Annotated in this window: 18 protein-coding genes and 1 pseudogene; 4 read left to right on the top strand and 15 right to left on the bottom strand. The window is 33.3% G+C overall.

Going from position 1 to position 21,378, the window contains the following annotated elements; all coding sequences use genetic code 11:
* Positions 1–143 precede the first annotated feature (143 nt).
* From ord to RTW14_RS13235, 3 genes are all read right to left on the bottom strand, one after another.
* Positions 144–1,202: a 2,4-diaminopentanoate dehydrogenase gene (gene ord / locus RTW14_RS13245; protein WP_312652166.1), complete on the bottom strand. Its 1,059-nt coding sequence runs from the start codon at positions 1,200–1,202 to the stop codon at positions 144–146.
* A gap of 332 nt (positions 1,203–1,534) precedes the next feature.
* Positions 1,535–2,926 (bottom strand): sigma-54 interaction domain-containing protein, encoded by a 1,392-nt coding sequence (locus tag RTW14_RS13240; RefSeq protein ID WP_312652164.1) that lies wholly within the window; start codon positions 2,924–2,926, stop codon positions 1,535–1,537.
* A 102-nt stretch (positions 2,927–3,028) separates the two neighbouring features.
* Positions 3,029–3,919, bottom strand: a complete 891-nt coding sequence (locus RTW14_RS13235; protein WP_312652162.1) for a DMT family transporter — start codon at positions 3,917–3,919, stop codon at positions 3,029–3,031.
* Positions 3,920–3,977: 58 nt separating this feature from the next.
* Between RTW14_RS13235 and RTW14_RS13230 the strand changes: the two are divergent.
* Positions 3,978–4,061, top strand: a pseudogene (locus RTW14_RS13230) (IS3 family transposase); the annotation flags it as partial.
* Between the two features lie 33 nt (positions 4,062–4,094).
* Here RTW14_RS13230 and RTW14_RS13225 read toward each other — a convergent pair.
* The 4 genes from RTW14_RS13225 to RTW14_RS13210 all read right to left on the bottom strand — a co-directional run bounded on the left by RTW14_RS13225 (position 4,095) and on the right by RTW14_RS13210 (position 10,149).
* Positions 4,095–5,450: an APC family permease gene (locus RTW14_RS13225; protein WP_312652160.1), complete on the bottom strand. Its 1,356-nt coding sequence runs from the start codon at positions 5,448–5,450 to the stop codon at positions 4,095–4,097.
* A gap of 29 nt (positions 5,451–5,479) precedes the next feature.
* Positions 5,480–6,178, bottom strand: a complete 699-nt coding sequence (locus RTW14_RS13220) for a cysteine hydrolase family protein (protein ID WP_312652158.1) — start codon at positions 6,176–6,178, stop codon at positions 5,480–5,482.
* 231 nt (positions 6,179–6,409) lie between these two features.
* The gene (locus RTW14_RS13215) at positions 6,410–7,780 is read right to left on the bottom strand and encodes a sigma-54-dependent transcriptional regulator (protein ID WP_312652156.1); all 1,371 of its coding nucleotides are present in this window, start codon (positions 7,778–7,780) and stop codon (positions 6,410–6,412) included.
* A 32-nt stretch (positions 7,781–7,812) separates the two neighbouring features.
* Complete coding sequence (locus RTW14_RS13210) at positions 7,813–10,149, bottom strand: ATP-binding protein (RefSeq protein ID WP_312652154.1); 2,337 nt, start codon at positions 10,147–10,149, stop codon at positions 7,813–7,815.
* Between the two features lie 385 nt (positions 10,150–10,534).
* Between RTW14_RS13210 and RTW14_RS13205 the strand changes: the two genes are divergently transcribed.
* Positions 10,535–11,224 (top strand): hypothetical protein, encoded by a 690-nt coding sequence (locus RTW14_RS13205; protein ID WP_312652152.1) that lies wholly within the window; start codon positions 10,535–10,537, stop codon positions 11,222–11,224.
* A 128-nt stretch (positions 11,225–11,352) separates the two neighbouring features.
* Here RTW14_RS13205 and RTW14_RS13200 read toward each other — a convergent pair whose 3' ends face one another.
* The 3 genes from RTW14_RS13200 to RTW14_RS13190 all read right to left on the bottom strand — a co-directional run bounded on the left by RTW14_RS13200 (position 11,353) and on the right by RTW14_RS13190 (position 13,420).
* Positions 11,353–12,357, bottom strand: coding sequence for an S-layer homology domain-containing protein (locus tag RTW14_RS13200; protein WP_312652150.1), 1,005 nt, complete (start codon positions 12,355–12,357; stop codon positions 11,353–11,355).
* Positions 12,358–12,663: 306 nt separating this feature from the next.
* The gene (locus RTW14_RS13195; RefSeq protein ID WP_312652147.1) at positions 12,664–12,891 is read right to left on the bottom strand and encodes a BhlA/UviB family holin-like peptide; all 228 of its coding nucleotides are present in this window, start codon (positions 12,889–12,891) and stop codon (positions 12,664–12,666) included.
* Complete coding sequence (locus RTW14_RS13190) at positions 12,872–13,420, bottom strand: RNA polymerase sigma factor (protein WP_312652145.1); 549 nt, start codon at positions 13,418–13,420, stop codon at positions 12,872–12,874. The genes RTW14_RS13195 and RTW14_RS13190 overlap by 20 nt, the downstream gene beginning before the upstream one ends.
* A gap of 394 nt (positions 13,421–13,814) precedes the next feature.
* On the opposite strand from RTW14_RS13190, the gene RTW14_RS18675 reads away from it, so the two are divergent.
* Complete coding sequence (locus RTW14_RS18675; protein WP_331654452.1) at positions 13,815–14,267, top strand: MerR family transcriptional regulator; 453 nt, start codon at positions 13,815–13,817, stop codon at positions 14,265–14,267.
* Positions 14,268–14,277: 10 nt separating this feature from the next.
* The gene (locus RTW14_RS18670; protein WP_331654460.1) at positions 14,278–14,553 is read left to right on the top strand and encodes a GyrI-like domain-containing protein; all 276 of its coding nucleotides are present in this window, start codon (positions 14,278–14,280) and stop codon (positions 14,551–14,553) included.
* Positions 14,554–14,644: 91 nt separating this feature from the next.
* Here the strand turns inward: RTW14_RS18670 and RTW14_RS13180 are convergent, their stop codons facing one another.
* The 5 genes from RTW14_RS13180 to RTW14_RS13160 form a co-directional block, all read right to left on the bottom strand.
* The gene (locus RTW14_RS13180; protein WP_312652143.1) at positions 14,645–15,199 is read right to left on the bottom strand and encodes an RNA polymerase sigma factor; all 555 of its coding nucleotides are present in this window, start codon (positions 15,197–15,199) and stop codon (positions 14,645–14,647) included.
* Positions 15,200–15,214: 15 nt separating this feature from the next.
* Positions 15,215–16,060 carry an agmatinase gene (speB, locus tag RTW14_RS13175; RefSeq protein ID WP_312652141.1) on the bottom strand — a complete coding sequence of 282 codons (846 nt, stop codon included), beginning with the start codon at positions 16,058–16,060 and terminating at the stop codon, positions 15,215–15,217.
* The gene (gene speE, locus RTW14_RS13170) at positions 16,053–16,910 is read right to left on the bottom strand and encodes a polyamine aminopropyltransferase (protein WP_312652139.1); all 858 of its coding nucleotides are present in this window, start codon (positions 16,908–16,910) and stop codon (positions 16,053–16,055) included. Before speE ends, speB begins: the two co-directional genes overlap by 8 nt.
* A 2-nt stretch (positions 16,911–16,912) precedes the next feature.
* Positions 16,913–18,358 carry an aminotransferase class I/II-fold pyridoxal phosphate-dependent enzyme gene (locus RTW14_RS13165; protein WP_312652138.1) on the bottom strand — a complete coding sequence of 482 codons (1,446 nt, stop codon included), beginning with the start codon at positions 18,356–18,358 and terminating at the stop codon, positions 16,913–16,915.
* Between the two features lie 483 nt (positions 18,359–18,841).
* A complete protein-coding gene (locus RTW14_RS13160; protein ID WP_312652136.1) occupies positions 18,842–21,163 on the bottom strand; it encodes a putative bifunctional diguanylate cyclase/phosphodiesterase in 2,322 nt (773 codons plus the stop codon).
* Between the last annotated feature and the right edge of the window lie 215 nt (positions 21,164–21,378).

The raw sequence follows: 21,378 nt of genomic DNA, 5'->3' as shown, positions 1-21,378 counted from the left end.
CAAGAGTGCCCCTTACAATTTTTTAATTTAATTATTTTTCAAAGTTTTTTCAAAATTTTTCAATTCAATATTTTAATTAAGACTATTCATTATCTAGACTTATTCTAAACTCAACTTAACTTTTATATAGTCCTAAATTTTAACTATTTTACAATCTTAGCTTCTGGGCTGATAAGATCTCTCATATCTCCCATGATAACCCTTGGAACTGGAAGGTCAATCATTGTATGTAGACCTGGTCTAGCATTAATGATGTGAGGAATCATGTTTACGCACATTGCGATAGTTCCAATTCCTCCTGGAACTTCTGGTGAGTTAACCATGTTAATGTTTGGAGTACCTTTGATGATTACATAGTCACCAGTATTTACGCCAACCTGTTCAGGTTCAATCTGCTGAGGGTGATCCATTTCAATTCTTAATTCGCCGTCAACATAGCCAGCACCCTTCATTGCAACACCAGCAACATTTCCTGCAGCAGCAAATCCATAAGGTGATTTTCTGTCAACATCTGTCATAATTGGTTCCATTGAAGTTGTAATCTTTTCAACTGGCCAGCCAATAGCGTCACCAATCATTCTGATTGATTCATGGAAACCAACATGTCCTGATAAGTGTCCAGTCTTAACGCCATCTTCAAATTCTTTCTTAGTGATACCAATACCCTGTTCTTTCATTACAACAGGTCCGAAAGGAGATAAGCTGTTAACTCTTCTTGAAACGATATGTTCAACTTCTTCGCAGCATCCAGTCATAGTAACTACTAGTAAGTCCATGATAAGACCAGGGTTGATACCAGTACCGATAATGGATACTCCGTTAGCCTTTGCAATTTCATCTAACTGCTTAGCTAGTTCAGGTTCCTGTGCCATTGGGTATGACATTTCTTCTGCAGAAGAAACAACATTGATTTTCTGTTCAAGGACAAACTTAAGTCTGTCAAATGCAACTTTTGTAAATGAATCTGTGCAGCAAAGAACTACGTCAGCAGCGCCTTCTTTGATTACATCTTCAGGAGCACCAATAATAACGTCAGGTCTGCTGCCTCTTTCAGTTTCAATGAAATCATACATTGACTTACCAATTTTAGAACCTCTGCCAACAGCGCCAACAATGTCAACACCTTTTTTCTTTAGTAGCATGTCAGCCATACCGCCGCCCATTGCGCCAAGACCCCAGATAATTACTTTTACATTTTCCATAACATACTCTCCTTTTCACTTTCAATAAATATTAGATTCATTCTAATTTATTAACACAATTTATTATGGCTTGGAAATGTCCTAATACTTCTTTGGACATGCCCGTACAACACCTATATAATACGCAAGTCTCGTGCCAACAAAAAACAATGGCTAAATTTCAGCATTCTTTGTTTTTGATAGGGCTGCTGTTCATTTGAAAGTTGTAAATTTTCTGTTATATTTATAAAAAACGCAAATATATTTGCACCTATTGTGCAAATATATTTGCGTTTTTTACTATTATGCTATTATTTTTTATCTTTTTGTACAATCGTGCACAAAAGTTTTTATTAAATTTGGTACTTTTTTATTTTATGTTGTAGCGTCTGCCTTTTAATTCCAAGGACTTCAGCAGTTTTAGAAATATTTCCGCCAAAATCAGCCATTCTTTCTTTAATAATATTTACCTCTAAGTATGCCAAGTAGTTGTCTATACTCATTTCCTCTGGATTGTAATCTGCCTGTATGTTTGCCATTGCAACCTCTTGAGGCATCTGAAGAAACTTTTCAGTAAGCACATGCTCCTTATCAGATAAAGATACTGCTGACATGATAAAGTTTTCCAGTTCTCTAATATTTCCTGGATAATCATAGTTTTCAAGCTTTTCTAAAGCCCCATCCGATAACATCCATACTTCTTTTTTAAATCTTTTATTATGTTTTTCAAGAAAATGTTCTACTAAGGTAGCTATATCATCTTTTCTCTCTCTAAGTGGCGGAATACTGATATTTACAATATTTAAACGATAGTATAAATCTTTTCGCAGTAAACCATTTTTAATAAGTTCCTCAGGTGTTTCATTAACGGTTGCAATGATTCTTACATCTATTGGAATATCACGGCTTCCCCCTACACGTCTTATGTAATCTTCTTGAAGTACACGTAACAATTTACTCTGCAATTCATACGGCATAGCACTGATTTCATCTAATAGAAGAGTCCCCCCATTTGCTTGTTCAAATAATCCCGCACGGTCTACTGCTCCTGTAAATCCACCTCTTGCAGTACCAAAAAGTATTCCCTCAAGCAAGCTTTCTGGTAAAGCTGCGCAATTTTGTGCGAGAAACGGTTTATCCTTTCTATTACTGTTAAAGTGAATACTTTGCGCCATTAGTTCTTTACCAGTACCAGTTTCTCCATATATAAAAACGGCTGCATCCGTTTGGGAGGCTCTGGCAGCAATATCAAGCTGATGCTTTAACTTCCTGTTTTGCCCAATTATGTCTTTAAAACTATACTTTCTTATCTTAGGTGCTGTAACCTTGTGCTCAGGTATAGCTTCTCTCTGAAGTTCTAAAATAGTGTTAGACATAGTTTTTATATCCGTAATATCCTTTGCAATTTCAAGGGCTGCAACAACTTTCCCATAATCATTTAAAATGGGGACTGTTGTATTTACAGTTGTGATTTCCTTTCCATATCGGTTTAAATATGTCTGTTGAATATTCAATGTAGATTCTGCTTGTTTTAAAGCTCTGAGAAGAGTACTTTCCTCCTCTGGAATATGTGAGAAAACTACCCTAAAAGGCTTGCCAATAACATCTTCTCTATTGGTCTTTTCAAGATTTGCCATAGCTTGATTATAAACTATACTTTTTCCTTCTTCCGTTACTATATGAATCCCTTCATCAATAATATTTGAAAGCTCCTGTATAATTTTTTCATATTGCTTTGCGTTCACTTTTTCACCCTGTAACTTTCTACAACCAAATATAAAAATCGTTAATTATTCTCTACATATATCTTACCTTAAAAAAAAATAGAGTGCAAATATTTTTGCACTCTATTTTAATATTTGTTTTTGTTTTTTAGGAAGTTCACTTATAATTATTGCAAAAATCATAAATATACATCCTGTAATCATTCTTTTTGTGAAGATTTCACCTGCAAATACAATTGCGAAAATTGTTCCAAAAACAGTTTCTGTCGATAAGATTATTGCTGTATGATTTGCAGGTGCTATTTTCTGGCATATATTCTGAAGTAAAAATGCCCCAGTTGTATTTAAAACAATTAAATATAAAAGACCTTCCCATGCAATTTTAGGTAACGTCATTAAATCTGAGGGTGTTTCAAAAAGAAAGGCCGCTATAATGGCTAGTACAGCTGTAACTGTCACTTGAGTAAAAGTTATAAGCCAAGGATCCAATTCTTTTACCAATATACTTATAAAAACAATCTGTGCTGAAAAGGTTATGGCAAATATAAAGGTAAGCCAATCTCCCATGCCAATGTTTAAGTTTTCATTTAAAGTAAGAAGAGTTATTCCCACTAAAGCCAACGCAGCCGCAAGCATAACATTTGGTGATGGCTTTATCTTTAAAAATAGCCATGACATGATTGGCACAATAACAGTATATAAAGATATAATAAAGCTTTGATTACCTGGTGTAGTATATTGCAGTCCTATGGTTTGCAATGCAGTACCTATGACTATAAGAACTCCTATCACACTACCTGCCAAAAAAGTTTTCTTTGTCATATTTTTAAGTCTTACAATGCAGAAGGGAATAATAAAAATAGTTGCACCTAAATACCTATATGCAACTGCTGTAAGGGGCGTTAATCCTTCTAAAGCAAATTTTCCTGCCACAAAACCCCCTCCCCAAAATATTGCTACTAGCAACAGTCCTAAATCTGCTAGAATCACTTGTCTTTTCGCGTATTTTTCCAAATCAATTCCTCCATATATAGCCGTAATCTTTTTATTATATCATTTACTTTATAGTACTTCAAAAAATGAATTAGAAAATTACATAGATTATTACAACAACAAAAGAATTAAGCGTAAATTAAAAGGAATGAACCCTGTTTAATACAGAGCGCATTCCTTGAACTTTTTTACTAGTTTAATTCTTCCCTCCATTATTATCTGGGGAGAGAACAATTGGAGTCCAGTTTTCTGGATCTGATTTTTGTTTACTTTTTGCATATGCCCAGAATGGTAATGCAAATGCAATGTAAAGAACTAGTACTACCCATGCCCCTGTATCCATTGCAGTGGTTGAAACATAAATTACATAAAGTGTAAATAGCATTCCTATAATTCCCATTGCCAAGCCTGCTTTTGCTTTATATGGCCTGCTCCATTCAGGATGAATCTTTCTAAGTTTAAGGAATGATAATACTACCATTAAATAAACAATGCCTGCTGCGACTCCGTATATTGTATAAATATAGTTAATCCACGCATCTGGAGCAAATACTGTAAAGTATACTGCCAGTATTCCTACAATTAAATTTGCTGTGACTGGCTGTCCATTCTTGTTAAGCTTTGTGAATTTTTGTGTAAGCTGATGCTGCTGTGCTGCCCCATATAATATCCTTGATGCGCTTAACCAGAAGGATGAAAGTGTTGTTAAACAGGTTAATATACCCATAATTACTATTATTAGTCCTAACCAATGCATTCCTATAATATCCGCTACTCTAGGGTCAACAATATCGGTTTCTGCCACCCATTCATTTGAAACTATACCCGATACACCAATTATTGCCATACAGTATATTAAAGTCGTACAGCCCAGAGAGCCAACAAATGCTTTCCAAAGATGCTTTTTAGGAAAGTTAGATTCTTCTGCTAATTGAGGTACTAAGTCAAATCCTACAAACTTCATTATCAAAAGACCTACAGCAGCAGAATAACCTGTAACACCGTTAGGGAACCAATTAATACTTTCGAAGTTCCAGTTTTTATTCGTGATAAATATAAATGATGCTATTAGAGATACCGCTAAAGTACTCCAAAATAATACCGACTGCAGTTTTGCAATTATTTTTAATTCTTGATTTGTTAAGAAGAACCATATTATAATTATTATGGAAGCAAGAATTTTTATCTGCAATGCGGTTGCTGGATAAAAATATGAAATCATACTAGCGATTCCATAAGCTACAGTAGGCATTGCCATTATGTAAAGTAACATAATAAACCAACATGATGCAAATCCTGTATTCCAGCCAAATGCATTAGATACCCAAATATTTTGTCCGCCTGCATACGGCATCATGCTTGTCATTTCAGAATAAATCAGGCATAATGGCAAAATTAGTAATGCACATGTTATAAATGAAAAAACCGATCCCGGACCACTCAATTCAAACCAAAGTTTTATTTCAACCATCCACGCAGCAATCATGCCGCCTGCTGCCATAGAAATCATATTTGATAACTTGAGTTCTTTTCTTAAACCATTTCCGCTCATTTTTTCCTCCATATCCTTTTCTACCCTAGCTACATGTTCATTTCAATTAGTTTAATAGTTTCATCAGTAGATAAAACGTCACAATAGATGCAGCTCATAATTTTAAGTTCTGCTTCATGGTGCTCAATGCTTCCTGCCGCACATGCGTCTTCAACACATATAACTTTAAATCCTGCATCCGCCAGACCACGCACAGTTGATGCTACACACTGGTCAGTAACAATACCTGTTACAACAACAGTTTCAATCCCCATAAACTGTAATAATGTTAAATAGTTTGTCCCTGTTGTAACACTATCTGTAGTCTTATTCACCACTATTTCATTATCAAGGGGTGCAAGTTCCTCAACCATCTGCGCACCATATGAATTTACAGGAATAAGCATTCCATTCCAGCCCTCCGACTTTTGAACTGGAGATCTGTCTTCGCCATCTTCTCTTAAGCAAGCAATTCTTCCATAAGATACGGTCATTTTATTTTTTCTAAAAAATTTTAATAACTTTTTATTATTAGGTATAACAATGCCATCCAGTCTGTCGTGAAAAGGTATCCACCTCTCCCATTCTCCTGCTTCTTTAAAGGTTATAGCTTCTCCGTAGTCTCTCGATACAAATTCATTCTGCAAATCAACCAGCAATAAAGCTGTCTTTTTAGGGTTAATTTTTATCTCTGGGAACTCCTTAACTGTCTCGTAATAAAAACTTACATATTTTTTATTTGGCTGCATAATAACTTCCTCCCTCACAATTACAAAAGATAAATTTATAAATTCATTTGCACATATATATCGCAATGCGTGTGCCAATTTTCTGAATTTAATAAAATTTCATTCTTATACTGATTTTTCAACGTTATACGCCATTTCATTTTTTTACATATAGGTGATTCGCTTATTATCTTGTTACTTTTTAGTAACATAAACAGAAAAAGTGTAACTCAATGGTTACACTTTTTCTGTTTATGTTATTTCATATTCTTTTAATTTCTTATATAAATTTTTCCTTGCTAGACCTAATTCCTGTGCCGCTCTGCTTACGTTCCATTCGTTTCGATCCATGCACTTTATAATATATTGCTTTTCAAATTCTTTTGTAGCATTTTTTAACTTATATCCTTCTAAATCCTCTTCTGTTGTTTCATCTATAGGCCACTTATATCCGCTGATTTCATCGGGCAAATCTTGTATTAATAGTCTCCCTTCATTGGATAATACTACTAGCCTCTCCATAACATTTCTTAGTTCTCTGACATTACCCGGCCATTGGTATTTCATTAATATTGAAATTAAAGCTACATCTATTTTATTCACTTTCTTTTTCATCTCAATGGATAACTCCCTGACAAAACTATCCACCAGAATAGGAATATCATCCATTCTTTCCCTCAGTGGAGGGATCGTTAAAGGCATAACATTAATTCTATAATACAGATCTTCACGAAATTTAAAGTCTTTAACATCACTTTTTAAATCTCGGTTTGTTGCTGCAATTAGCCTGAAATTACTACTTATAGTTTCTGTTCCACCAACTCTTTCAAAGGACTTTTCCTGCAAAACTCTTAATAACTTTGCTTGAGTATTTAAAGACAATTCTCCTATCTCGTCGAGAAAAATCGTTCCCCCTGCGGCTAATTCAAATCTCCCTTTTTTAATTTTATCCGCACCTGTAAATGCCCCTTTTTCATATCCAAAAAGTTCACTCTCAAATAAGTTCTCATTTAGTGCAGCACAATTTATACAGATAAAAGGTTTTTCTTTTCTTAAACTATGTTGATGAATAAAGTTAGCTAAAACTTCTTTTCCGGTTCCACTCTCTCCTAAAATTAATACAGCTACATCACTTTTCGCTATTTTCTCAGCGTCTCTGCAAAGACTTATAATCTTTTCACTTTGCCCTATCAGCATTCTTGTGTGTAAGTTTTCAGTAATCTGCAGCTTAAGTTCACAATTTTCCTCTTTAATCATAAAAATTTCATATGCTTTTTTTATATTTGCAATTAAATCGTCAATATCTACGGGTTTTTTCAAATATGAAAAAGCTCCATTTTTTACAGCCTCGACAGCTCCAGAAATTGAGCCCTCTGCAGTTAGCATAATAACCTCTATGTTAGGTCTTATTACTTTTATAGCTAATAATAATTCTAATCCATTTAGCTTAGGCATAATAATATCTGATATCACTACTGCAATATTTGTGGTCTCCACAGTTTTTAATGCTCTCTGGCTATCTGCTTCAACCAAAACATTAAATCCATTTATTGTAAAAATTTTTTTATAAACTTTTAGTAGCTCTGTATCATCATCTACAAGTAATATCGGTATATTATACATGACCACACCTCCTTAGTTTCTATAAGTATCACCTATTCTGTTATAATTGGTAAAATCACTTTTATTTCTGTTCCATTAGATATTTCTTCATCTACGGATATACTGCCTGCCATTCCATCCACTAGAGTCTTAGTAATCCATAGCCCTATTCCTGTCCCTCCACTTTCCTTTTTGGTGGTAATAAACGGTTCAAAAATCTTTGATCTTGGCTGCATAGTTATACCTGAGCCATTGTCCTTAATCTTAATCAAAAGTTCCTTTCTACCTGCTTTTCCTGCATAAATAGAAACTTGTCCATTTTCCGTAATGGCTTGTATGGAATTATTAATTAAATTTTGGAGGATTATTTTAATTGGTTCTATCTTTCCGCTATAGAAAAATGCCTCTACTTCAATATCTACAACAACTTTTATATCTTTTTTAATAATTTCTTTTTTAGCAACCATCAAAATTTGCTCAACTAGCTTTTTTAAATTTACAAACCCACTGACCTCCGTGTCCTTTGCAGAAAAGTCTAATAACGTTGCAATAACATGCTCGGCTTCTTTCACAGCGTTTTCCACCAATTCTATTTCCTCAGTATATGCTCCAGCCACTGTGTTCACGTTATTATAAGTATTCATAATATATGTTGCTCCCTTTATAACAGCGAGAGGATTCTTTATCTCATGAGCAATTGCAGCGGAGAATTGGCCAATTTCAGCCATTTTTTCAATTTGCTGCAATTCCGTTTTCATTGCAATACTCTTTGTAATACACTGACTTAAAATTACAACTTCTTTAATTTCGCCTGATGCTTCTATTATTGGGTAACAAATATTTTTATAGATTTCACTGCCTATAGTAAGTTGTTTTTCAATTTGTTGCTTCTCTTCTAAAATTTTATCTAAAATACAATTTTCACATACGTCTTTTCTATTTGCCAAGATTGTATAACATTTATGACTATTCCTGTTTTCCTGTAATAGTTTTTCTTCAGTCCTTTCATTTGCAATTTTTACATTTCTATCTGTATCAATTATCATTAAAATCCCATCTATGGCATTTAATACCGTTGTTATTTCATTATTTTTACGCAAAATACTCTCTGTGTATTCTTGAATATTATCGTTCATGTTATTAAAAGCTTCTGATAACTCATTTATTTCAGAAAAGCTTGTATTATTCCGCACTTTTCCAAAACCTCCACCTGAAATAGTTCTCACTCCCTCAACTAATGACCTCATCGGTACTGAGAATTCATAATATAAAATTACTACAAGAACTACAGCTAATACCATTCCAATAAATATTAACTGACTTAATGTTTTTCCATCTATACGATTTTGAGATAAAAATTCTTTTTTGTTTATTTCAATTATTAATGTCCACGGCTGTCCATCTATCCTGCAACTGGACAGCATTTTATCTTGGCCGTGATCAGTAAATTGAAATAGTGATTGTTTTTGCTCCAAAGCTCGTTTAAGTATTTTTATTTTAGCTGGACTCAGGGTTTTATCCTCAAAGATATTTTTATTATATAACTCCCCTTGCTTCTCCGCTCTTATTTGATAATCTGGATGATAAATAATACTTCCTGAATCAGTCAAAAGATAGATTTTACCTGATTCTCCAAGTTTAAATCCTTCTAAAAACTTTTCCCTTAACTCTTCTATTCCTACATCAGCACACACTACTCCGAACATATTATTATTACTATCGTATACAGGATGCGAGCAGCTTATTGTCCAGCCTGTCCCCAAATAATCCACATACGGAGAAGTCCAAACACTATTACGTTGTGGATTATTTTTTTCTTCCGCTATTTTATAAAAGGTATCCTCAGTCTGCCAATGATCACTTTTAAATACGCCTACATCATAAAATGGTAATACACGTAAAAGTTCATTTTTGGTGGCAATGTACACCCATTTTAACATTTTCTCATGCTCTAAGACTTTATTAAATATCGGATCCAAATCCTCTGTAGAATTTATCTCTTTAACAATTTGAGGTGTGATTGATATATTATTCGGCAAAAAAATTGCACTGTAATTATTATCACTTCTATTGATTGGTTCTTTTCTTATCAGTGCTCCATCTTTTTCTTTTGCATAATATGCTACTGCCATTTCTTCTGAAACCTCCTGGTTCAAAAAATATTCCATCCAGTCTGCCATGGTTTCCGTTTTGTCCTCTATATTTTTAAGTGAGATAGATATTAGTTTTGCTTTTTCCGTTACTATTTCCAATAAACTAGTTCTTGCACTACTCAAAGCACGCTCTTCATCTTCATACTTTATGGAAAATGTAAGAATCATTAAAGATGAAATATTAAGTATTATAAACGCCCATAAAATAGTAGTGGTAAATGACCTAGTTTTTTTCATATTATTCACAGACTCCTTGTTCATATTTTATTACGATTACAACAAAATCTCCCAACTTGTACTTATATTGTCTAATTTCAAATAATTTATAATGCTATTAATAATTATATTCCAATTGTATTACATCTTGTACTTAGATTGCTACAATTATTTGTTATCTTCATAATTAAGAAAGACTTCATTTATAAATACTTAAAAAACTACGCTAATAAAAAACCAAGTGCACCTAATTTGCACTTGGTTCATTATTTTGCTTCTAAAAATTTTTACTTTTGGTTTACACTTACCTCCTAATTTTCGTTTTTATTTATGTATTTTTAATCGATTAAAGTACAAAACAATTATTCCAATTTATTAATTTTACAGAAAGAAAGAGGTAATAAAAATGAGTGGTGGAGCACATATAGTTTTTAGAAAATCACCAGCCAAAAATATTTTCAATGCGGTATCAAGCGAACTAACTGTACCGACAGCTGCTTTAGCATCATACCCAAATCCAAATGATGCAAGCTATAATACAGTTCCAGAATTTTTCCATGTTTTTTTCGATGGAACATACACGATTGATGTAGGTGTTGCATATGAAAACAATGGATATTACAGACTGTTTGCAAATGTGGACTCAAAATGGCATAGCGGCCCCCTTGCTAAAGCAACAGGGACTAAAACATTAAAAAGCTGGCTTTCTGCTGAAGGTAATAACCGATATATTGTAACTCAGTTTGGTTCTGTCGTAGATAAAGCACCAATTTCACCTGCAATGTATAACTCTTTAAATAGGGGATGCCAAATCTATCGTGAAATGGTAATTGCATCAAATACAAACGCAACAATACCAGCAAATGCGTATTATAAAAATGCAAAATTCTCAAATACAACATTTACCAAAACTAACGGTACGTATCTTGCACTTGATTCCAAATCAGAGTGGGTTCCAAACAAACTAGATCCTAATATATCTAGGACTACTTTTAACACATACTGCAAAGGTGTTAATACTCCAAGCGGAACGACTTTTGTTTCAGATACATCAAGTGCAAGCTTTAATCAGAAAGATCCCAACTTTGCAGTTTAATATATAAAAATATGAACTGTAAGAAATCAAAAGAGCATTGGCGCAGGTTTAATTTTTGGTATCCCTTCCTTGAACTAATGCTCTTTTGATCATTAAAAATGTTTAGTAGTCTTTATTTCATAGGGATTTCACGGATGATTTTGAGGAGATGGAATAGGCGGCACGTCACCTAGTCGACTCGCATCTTCAAAACGAATATATGTTTTATTTTCAATTCCACTCACCCATATCTCATATTCCTTGACCGTTAGCTTTTCACTGTCAAATGTTCCTTGAGTCTCTTTACATTGTTTCGCCTTTATCACAACATCATTTACTTGTTTAATTTGAGTATTAAATCCTTTAAATCTTTTATTCAACATATACTCTAAATCTTTTTTGGTCTTTTCTGGGTCAGTGACATTATTCCAGTCAATTCGCAATTCAAAAGCAACATTCCCAGCAAGTTCATACTGTATTTGTGTATCATTTGGAAGTAAAAATCCAAACACATATATGTCTTTAGATTTAGTGATCCAATTATTCTTAATGGCTATTCTGTCAAGCATAGTAATAGCTTGCTCTACAGTGGTGGATTCTTTAGGCTGTAATTGATTTTGAGCCCCTTGGATTATCTGGTTATCCACGCAATAAGACAATGAGTCAAAAGACCAATTGCTTATATCATTTTTATCCGTAAAACTATTTAAGTTATTAGTTGAACTTGTATCTATTTTTTTAATATTTAAAAATCTAGTCAACATTGTTGCTATCTGCTCTCGCGTTATATTACTATTTGGATCAAATGTAGTTTTACCTACTCCTTGAATAATCCCCAGAGAATAGGCTCTTTGCACATCTATATTTGTAGTATCTTTGAACGGATTCTCTTTTATTTTTATACTTTTTTTATCCATATTGTTAGACTTTGCATAAATTCCAACAATTAGTTCAGCAAATTCTTCTCTTGTTATTTCTAATAGGTATTTCTCATCTTTTAAAACGGTTGGTGCGTCTATCTTATTTGATAAAAAATCACTTATGGCCTGCGCTGACCAAGAATTATTTGCTGCAAAAACAGGACTGAAATTCAATGCAACAGTTCCACAAACCACACAAGTCATTAATATTTTAGTAAATTTATTTTTTCTCATTTTTACTCTCCATTTCCTAATAATCTCCTAATCTTATTATAAAACTATTAATTTAAACATTTCCTTCCTTTTATTTAGTTACCATGGATTTCCCCTGTACAATTTGTAGGTAGTTATCTTATCCTCATTTGTTGCCAAATAGCCTAAATATACAGAAGTCTATGCTACTAAAATAAAATACCCCCTATATAAAGACAATACTTCCACTAATTTTGTTTCAATAATTTAAAAATATTTTAATGTTTTTATAAACAAAAAAACAACTTACAAATAATCATTTTATAAGTTGTTTTTTTTTATAACTTTTCAGATTTTTTTTATGGCTTTTTTAATCTCTGCGATATCTGTTTTTATTTCCTGTACAATATTTAATTTTTCTGCGAGCTGTCCTAGCAATTCCTGATATTTTTGCTCTCTATCATTTTGCTTTTCATCTCTTTTTTCCTGAGTGCGTATGATGTAAAAAAGTAAAACTACAGATAATACTGCCCAAATACCTTGCGATAAAGCCGCTTCAATTATTTCGTTTTCCATTTTCCTCCTCCTTTATTTGTAACTTTAATTTTTCTAAAGCTTTATTTTTTAACTTGTTTACTGCTTGTCTGGAAATCCCCAGGCTTGTCCCAATCTCAGCATCTGAATATCCATAAATATATTTTGATACGATTACGGTTCTATGTTTATCCGGTAAAGTATTTATCAATTGATTCAAGTCCATCTGATCTTCAATCTCCAGCTTATTTTCTACGTAACAATCTTCTTCCGTATGGATTTCTTCAAGTGCTAAACAGTTTTTTCTATAAATATCAATTTTTTTATTTCTTAATAACTTTATTATGTAATTTACAATCTCACCCTCAGATAATCCGCTCATTTTTTCTATGTCCATTTTTTTAATGAATTCTAGTAGATAAATGATTAAGTCCGTTTCAGCACAATCATAGTTCAGCTGCCTCGCAAATTTTTTTATAAGCAGTTGAAACTTTTTAATGAAATAACAAATGGCTTCTTGGTTACCACCTTTAGCCAGTTTTAATACTTCCTGCAAACTTTTCTTATCCATAAATTCACTCTCCCTTTTCTTTTAAAGGAAAAAACGAATTTAATGGACAAGTTGTAAACCTTATCTTTTAATTCTCTCTATCTAATTAGATAGCTTTTATTTAAGGCCGTTTCACTTTTTTGATAATTTAAGAAAAATATATTATTTCAGTCTCTAAATGTTTTAAGCTTCGACTTTGTTTTGCAATTTTACCAAATTAATTGTTACAATCTTGTTTTGATTTTTATAAGCTTATTGCTGTTTAAGCGAAAAGGCGGTCTCAAAATAAATCGGTATCTAATATTACCGATTTATTTTGAGACCGCCCTCTTTTATTTGTTTATTGACTCTCACACTATGCTATACTCTACACTATAGTTGAGCTCAAAAACACATATATGTGAGGTAATATATAATGTTAAAAATTGGAGATTTTTCAAAGCTATCACTTATCAGCATTCGTATGCTTCGACATTACAATGAAATAGGCTTGCTTATACCTGAGTGCATAGATAATTTTACAGGCTATCGTTATTATAGCGAATCACAATTACCTATAGTAAATCGGATTACTGCCCTTAAAAATATGGGGTTCAGTTTAGGGGTAATTCGTGAAATCCTTGAGAAATATGAAGATGTGGAAGCCTTAAAAACTTACCTTACTCTAAAGAAGTGTGAAATAAAAGACCATGCGGATAGCTTAAACCAACAATTAGTATTATTAGAAGCAACGCTACACCGGCTTGGAATGAATGGTATTGTTATGAATTATAACGTCACATTAAAAGAATTACCGAAAAGATATGTAGCCAGTGTACGCAAGGTCATTTCAACTTATAATCATGAGATGGATTTATTGAGAATATAAAGAAGATGATATAGATGTAGAGGTTCAAAAATCTGTAAAAGGCACCTATAAAAACACAGAAAATGTAGTATTTAAAACAGTTGAACCTATTCAAATGGCCTCAGCCACATATAAAGGCAGCTATGATCAAGTTACTGAAGTTAATGAAGTTGTTGCAAATTGGATTCGCGACAATGGATATGAATTTAATGGATCGTCTTTTTGTATATATCATCTAAGTCCTCATGAAACACAAAATCCTGAGGAATGGGTAACAGAAGTGTGCTATCCTGTAAAACCAAAGTAAAAAATAATCAAAACATGATAATTATTATAACAAAAAACAGATTGCAGTGTACCTGCAATCTGCTTTTATATATGTAATAAGATTTTTATTATCATAAACCAGTCTTTTCTTCTTTACCCATTAAATCCAGATACACCTCTTTAAGAACCTGCAGTCCTCTGTGTAAATAAGTTCTAGCTGTGTTGTAATTAATATCAAGTATATATGCAATTTCTTTAATTTCCAGTCCTGATATGTAGCGTAATATAATAATCTGAGAATACTTTTTCTCTAGTTTTTTTAGTGCCTCCAAGAGAATATTGCTTTCTTCTGTTTTCACTAAATAATCTAATATGTCCTTCTCGGTTTCTTTTGACCATTCTTCTTTTATATCAGGAGAAACGATTTCATAAATTTCTCTTCTGCTTGTTTTCTTATAGCATGTTTTAGCTTCATTTCTGGCAATCCGAAACAACCAGCTTTTAGCTTTACTTACATCTCTTAAACTGTTAAGATACTTCCATGCTTTCTCCATTACATCCTGTGATAAATCTTCAGCTGTAGTCCTATCCCCTGTTAATACCCTAAGAAACCTATATATGTCTTTATAGTAAATTGCTATATTATTTTCAAAGAAACGCTTCTTAACCTTGTTATTAAATATCACATTAATACCCCTGCTTTATTTTATTGTTAACACCAGCTCCCGTAGTATTTTGCACGCGGTTATTGTAGACATGCCACTCTGGTCATAATGTGGTGCAAGTTCATTTATATCTGCCCCTACAATGGTAAGTTCATTAAGCTTATGCACCGCCTTCATTAAATCCATAAATGAAACACCGCCTGGCTCAGGAGTACCTGTTCCACAAAAATATGCCGGATCAAGTACATCTAAGTCTAGAGTAACATAAATTGGCCTTCCCTTCAATTGTTCAATAACATTATCAAGCCCCTCTAAACTATATTTTACTTGTATCGTGTGTGTTTCTGCAAACTCATCTTCATCCCGTGTCATGGATCGGATGCCAAACTGAAAAATTCTGTTATCTCCTAAAAGTTCATGACACCGCCTCAAAACGCATGCATGCGAGAGTCTTTCCCCTAAGTATTCTTCTCTAAGATCTGCATGAGCATCAAAATGTACAATGTGTAAATCTGGGTATTTTATAGCCATGGCTTCAATACAACCTAAAGTAACCAAATGCTCTCCTCCCAGCATTACCGGAATTTTATCATTTGCTATAATTTTTGCTGTCATGTCTCTAATTTCATCTATTACCTTCCTAGTATTTCCAAAACCAAACTCCAGGTCACCCGCATCAAAAACTTTAACATCTTCTAAATCCTTTTTTAAGTATGGAGAATAAGTTTCAATTCCAAAAGATTCATTTCTTATGGCTGAAGGTGCAAAACGTGTACCCGGCCGATAACTGACCGTACCATCATAAGGTGCCCCAAAAATAACAATGGAGGCACCTTCATAATCACTATCACATGCCATAAAACAATAGTGCTGGTTATTCATTCTTTGCCTCCTCAAGCAAGTTCCTTACATAGTTAGGAATAGCAAAACAGCCTGCGTGTAATTCTGTATTGTAATATTTTGTAGTAAGATTTAGTGCATTCCATTGTGCTGCATTAAAATCTTTTATCGGGTCTAATGTTTTTGAGGCGAATCCAAAAAGCCAGTGGCCTGATGGATAAGTCGGAATATGTGCCTGATATACTTTAACAATAGGGAAAAGCTCACTAATTCTCTTATGCGCGCGTTTCATTGAATGAGCGAACGCTTCATAGTATGGGCATTCATGCTGATTTACCATGATGCCATTCTTGCTGAGTGCCTTGTAACAGTTCCCATAAAACTCTTTAGTAAAAAGCCCTTCTCCAGGACCAACTGGATCAGTACTATCAACTATAATTAAATCATAACATTCCACTTTGTCCCTTATAAACTTTAACCCATCTTCATAAAATATGCTCACTCTTTCGTCATCTAAAGAACAAGCTGTCTGCTGTAAAAATTCACGGCTGACATCAACAACCACTTTGTCAATCTCTACCATATCTATCGTTTCAATTGTTTTATATCGAGTAAGTTCTCTAACTGTGCCGCCATCACCTGCGCCTATAACAAGTACACTTTTTATATCTGGGTTGGTGGCCATTGGTATATGAACAATCATATCATGATAAATAAATTCATCCTTTTCTGTTACCATCATTAGTCCATCTAATGTCAAAAATTTTCCAAACTCTTCGGCTTCAAATACATCCACCCTTTGAAACGGACTCTGCTCTGAAAATAGTTGTTTTTTTACTTTGATTGAAAACCTTGTATTAGGGCTGTGCTCCTCTGTGTACCATAATTCCATAATTATACCTCCATAACTTCAATAAATTTCATATCCATATCCTTTGTGCCCATCATTACACACCCTTTTTCTTTTGAATATATGATGTGTGTCATAATCTCTTCTGTAATCAGCTCCCCTGGAGCTAAAATTGGAATGCCGGGCGGATATGCCATAACAAATTCTCCACTAATGCAGCCTGCGCTTTCTTTTACAGGTACTGCTTTTTTCTGTCCATAAAAAGCCTTTTGCGGCTCCATGATTACTATAGGATTAATATATTCATATACTAATAATCCCATCGGGTCTTTTTTAAATCGCCGGCTAGTTTCTGCCAATGCCCCGAGAAGCCTTTCAATTTCAAGCTGACGATCCCCTACTGATATAATGGCAAGGATATTACCAATATCGCCCATTTCAATTTGTATACCAAATTCATCTCTTAGAATATCATAAACTTCAATACCTGCAAGGCCAACATCCCTTGTATGTATACTAAGTTTAGTTGTATCAAAGTCATATATACAATCTCCATCAATGATTTCACGGCCAAATGCATATAGCCCTGGAATTTTATTTACTTCCTTCCTTGCATATTCGCTCATATCCATAATTTTGGAGAATAATTCCCTTCCATGCAAAGCTAAATTTTTTCTGGCGATATCTACTGACGCCATTAAAAGATAGCTTCCACTTGTGGTCTGAGTCAAGTTTATAATTTGTCTAACTTCATTTTCATCCATACTCTCTCCTATTAAAAGGCTAGAGCTTTGCGTCAGTGAACCTCCTGTTTTGTGCATACTAACTGCCGCCATATCTGCTCCTGCCTTCATAGCAGAAATTGGTAGGTTGCTGCCAAAATAAAAATGAGTCCCATGTGCTTCATCCGCTAAAACTTTCATTCCTGCCTCATGGGCCAGCCTAACAATTTCCTTTAGGTTACTGCACACACCATAATACGTTGGATTATTAACAAAAATGGCTTTTGCCTCTGGATTCTGAGCGATAGCTTCTTTAATACTTTCTACAGACATACCCAGACTAATGCCTAACTCAGAATTTACACCTGGATTAACATATATAGGCACAGCTCCACAAAGTACTAATGCATTGATAGCGCTTTTATGAACATTTCTTGGCAGAATAATTTTATCCCCTTGTTTACAGCAAGTGAAAATCATAGTTTGTACAGCACTTGTTGTACCGCCAATCATAAAAAAAGCATGGTGAGCCCCAAAAGCCTCAGCCATTAGCTGTTCAGCTTCATATATGACACTTGTTGGCTGTGTTAAATGGTCCAGTGGCTTACTTGAATTTAAGTCCATTGAAAGGCATTGTGCTCCAAATGCTTCCAATAATGCTTTATGGCCTTTACCTTGTTTATGCCCAGGCACGTCAAATGAAACGATACGATTCTCCCTATATTTTATAAGTGCATTATAAATAGGGGTTTTATCTTGATTCTTCATAAAGCTTGCTCCCTTCACAACATATATTAGAAAACAAAAAACAACCATACTTAAAGATTTAAGCTATGGCTGTACTTGATTATGATCTTCACTATGAATTATTATATTAAACAATTTCTTGCTTTTTATCTGTTTAAATTCCTTAGTATTTAGAGCCTATACAGTAATTTCTACTTTTACTGCTCATGTTGATCATTCACAAGTACATTTTTCTTATGAACACATTTCGTGGGTTCACCACAATAAATATGAGTTTTTCACTCATCAACACGAATATTACATCGCTAACTCGGCATTTGACCCGGCTGTCCGTATGGCCTATTCTCACTGTTTATACAGTTAGGTCAAAAATAACTATGTAAATATAGGCTGTAAAACCTTTTTATTTTAATTACGGTGGAATTGTATCATATAACCATAAAATATGCAATAGTTTTAATATGCACAATTTTTTCTATTTATACAGGTTTTTGATGCACATTCTTATGATTTTTTATTTATATGTTCTTTTTCAAACTCTTGGGCTGGCACTGGCTTTCCAAAAATATATCCTTGTATTTCGTCACACTCCAGTTTTTTTAGTATTTCTAACTGCTTTTCTTCTTCAACCCCTTCTGCTATGGTTTTTATCTCCATTCCCTTTGCCATCATCACAATAGACTGGATTATAATCATTGCATTTTTATCTTCGGCTATATTATCAACCAGCTCCTTTGCTATCTTCAACCGATCAAAATCAAATTTTTTGATATTGCTAAGAGAAGCATACCCCGTACCAAAATCGTCAATAGAAGTGCTTATTCCCATTTGAGCAAATAAAGCAAACAGTTCTTCATTAGTTTCATTTGAGTCCATAGCACTGCTTTCAGTTATTTCCAGATCAACCCAATCAGGATTTACATTTTCTGAGTTAAGCTTGTCCTTAAACCAACTAACAAAGTTAGTCTTCTGTATTTGTATTGGAGATACATTTATACTGATTTTTAAGTTTAATGAATAGCTCTTATTCCACTTTTTTATTTGCATAAAAGCCTGATCAATAACCCACTCACCTATCTGAATAATGGCACCACATTCTTCTGCAATTGGAATAAATTCTCCTGGAGAAATAAACCCTTTTTCAGGATGTATCCATCTTAATAGTGCTTCCATACCAATTAGTTTGTGCTCATTTGTACTATACTGTGGCTGGTAATATAATACAAATTCTTTATCGTAATCTGCTCTTCTTAAAAAAATTTCTATTTCATTCTTTCTGACTATTTTTTCACTTATTACTGAATCAAAAAATAAGTAATTGTTTCCTTGATATGCTTTCTTTGCTTCATACATTGCAATATCAGCATAACGCATAAGAAGGTTCTTATCTTTGGCATCCTCTGGGTAGGCCACAATTCCAATACTGGCAGTAACCGTAAATAAATATGAGGATACGGCGATGGGCATTTGTATTAATTCCAGTAGTTTTTCTGCTACTGAAGAAACATACTGTTTTTCAATATTATTATCTATAATTACAGCAAATTCATCCCCACCAATTCGAAATACTGTACAATTTGCCATACAGTTCTTTAGAAGCCGATTACCTAAAGCACATAAAACATGATCTCCAATTTGATGACCATAAGAATCATTAATTGCTTTAAAGCGGTTGGCATCTATGTAAAATAATCTGAATGGAGTTTCTGTTTCATTTGAAATTAATGTATCCAGATACTTAATAAGCTGTCTTCTGTTATATAAACCTGTTAACGGATCTCTATTGGATATTTCTTCTAGGCTTTTATTTGCCATTATAAGCTCTTTTGTACGCTCTTCTACAAGTTTTTCAAGCTGCTCCTTCAACTTAACTTCATTTTTAAGAAGATGCTTGCTCTGAGCGCCGTCTTGTATTTGTGCCGTTAAAATCCAGTATAATATAGCTAGTATAAAGCAATTAATTAATATACCTAACGATAAAAAATTCATTATATATAAAATACAGAATAAGATAAGGAGGAAAACTATTTTTTGTGGTTTTCTAATGTTTTCTGGAATAATATCTTTATCTATGTCTTGCTCTTCTTTCGCGGATTCTGGTGATGTCTCATAAATAGCTCCTAAAGCAAACAGTACGTTACCCATCATATAAATGCCATCAACAATAGTATTGGCCTGATAAAGATTCATCAAATATAGGTATGCATAATAATAATCGATAAATGTAACAACACTTATCCCCAAAAGGATTAGAAAGAATCTTTTACATGTCTTTTTTATTCCTCCGGAAACAAAAGCTACATTTATTCCAGCAAGAATATAAAAATCAAAGAAAACAAAAATTATTGTATTGATATATTCAAAACTCATATGAAATTGAAGTGTGGTTTTGGAAAAAATAAAAGACCAAAGCAAAACTGCAAATATACTTGAAATCGCCAGCATGTCTAAAACTAACTGATATAAATTCCATTTTTTTAAATTCTGAGCATAGTAACACGTTATTGCGCCAGCCAGAAATATATTTGGAAATGTATAAAGAAGATTTATGAAATTTACCTTTTGGGGATCTATTAAAAGTAGATTATCGCAAATTAACCATAAGAAGTCTGCTATACCCCATAAAAATGGGTAGAAAAATAAAAGAACCCAACAACCTTTATAAGCTTTTATTTTCTTTACAGAAGTTAGTATTATACCTGCAGATAAAAATGCAACTACAGGAGACAAAACATTTCCCCAAAGGTTACTTTGTAATATCACACTTGTAAAATACACGGAAAATATAACTAGCAATGTAAATACCATATATTTCTGCTTTAGCAATTTCTACTCCCCCTGTTCAGATTTATAGCCCAATAATTAGTGTTTAGGATCCAAAATGCGTAAAAAATAGCTCTTTAGTTACTTTGTATTCTATCATATTACTAATTTTAGTCAAATATTTTTGGAGTTTTATGACAATAAAATTGTTGCTAAAACACTTCTTTTCTACAACTATTGACAATAAACTTCTATAATAGTAAAATGTGCATTGTTAA

It is taken from the genome of Aminipila sp. (assembly GCF_032051575.1).
Classification (GTDB): Bacteria; Bacillota; Clostridia; order Peptostreptococcales; family Anaerovoracaceae; genus Aminipila.
This window is presented reverse-complemented; position numbering and strand designations above follow the sequence as displayed.

Coding starts and splice junctions, on each gene's coding strand:
- RTW14_RS13215 (WP_312652156.1), bottom strand. CDS start 7,780: ATGTATAATATACCGATATTACTTGTAGATGATGATACAGAGCTACTA.
- RTW14_RS13190 (WP_312652145.1), bottom strand. CDS start 13,420: ATGGATAAGAAAAGTTTGCAGGAAGTATTAAAACTGGCTAAAGGTGGT.
- RTW14_RS13220 (WP_312652158.1), bottom strand. CDS start 6,178: ATGCAGCCAAATAAAAAATATGTAAGTTTTTATTACGAGACAGTTAAG.
- RTW14_RS13210 (WP_312652154.1), bottom strand. CDS start 10,149: ATGAAAAAAACTAGGTCATTTACCACTACTATTTTATGGGCGTTTATA.
- RTW14_RS18675 (WP_331654452.1), top strand. CDS start 13,815: ATGTTAAAAATTGGAGATTTTTCAAAGCTATCACTTATCAGCATTCGT.
- RTW14_RS13205 (WP_312652152.1), top strand. CDS start 10,535: ATGAGTGGTGGAGCACATATAGTTTTTAGAAAATCACCAGCCAAAAAT.
- RTW14_RS13225 (WP_312652160.1), bottom strand. CDS start 5,450: ATGAGCGGAAATGGTTTAAGAAAAGAACTCAAGTTATCAAATATGATT.
- speE (WP_312652139.1), bottom strand. CDS start 16,910: ATGGAATTATGGTACACAGAGGAGCACAGCCCTAATACAAGGTTTTCA.
- RTW14_RS13195 (WP_312652147.1), bottom strand. CDS start 12,891: ATGGAAAACGAAATAATTGAAGCGGCTTTATCGCAAGGTATTTGGGCA.
- RTW14_RS13200 (WP_312652150.1), bottom strand. CDS start 12,357: ATGAGAAAAAATAAATTTACTAAAATATTAATGACTTGTGTGGTTTGT.
- ord (WP_312652166.1), bottom strand. CDS start 1,202: ATGGAAAATGTAAAAGTAATTATCTGGGGTCTTGGCGCAATGGGCGGC.
- speB (WP_312652141.1), bottom strand. CDS start 16,060: ATGAATAACCAGCACTATTGTTTTATGGCATGTGATAGTGATTATGAA.
- RTW14_RS13165 (WP_312652138.1), bottom strand. CDS start 18,358: ATGAAGAATCAAGATAAAACCCCTATTTATAATGCACTTATAAAATAT.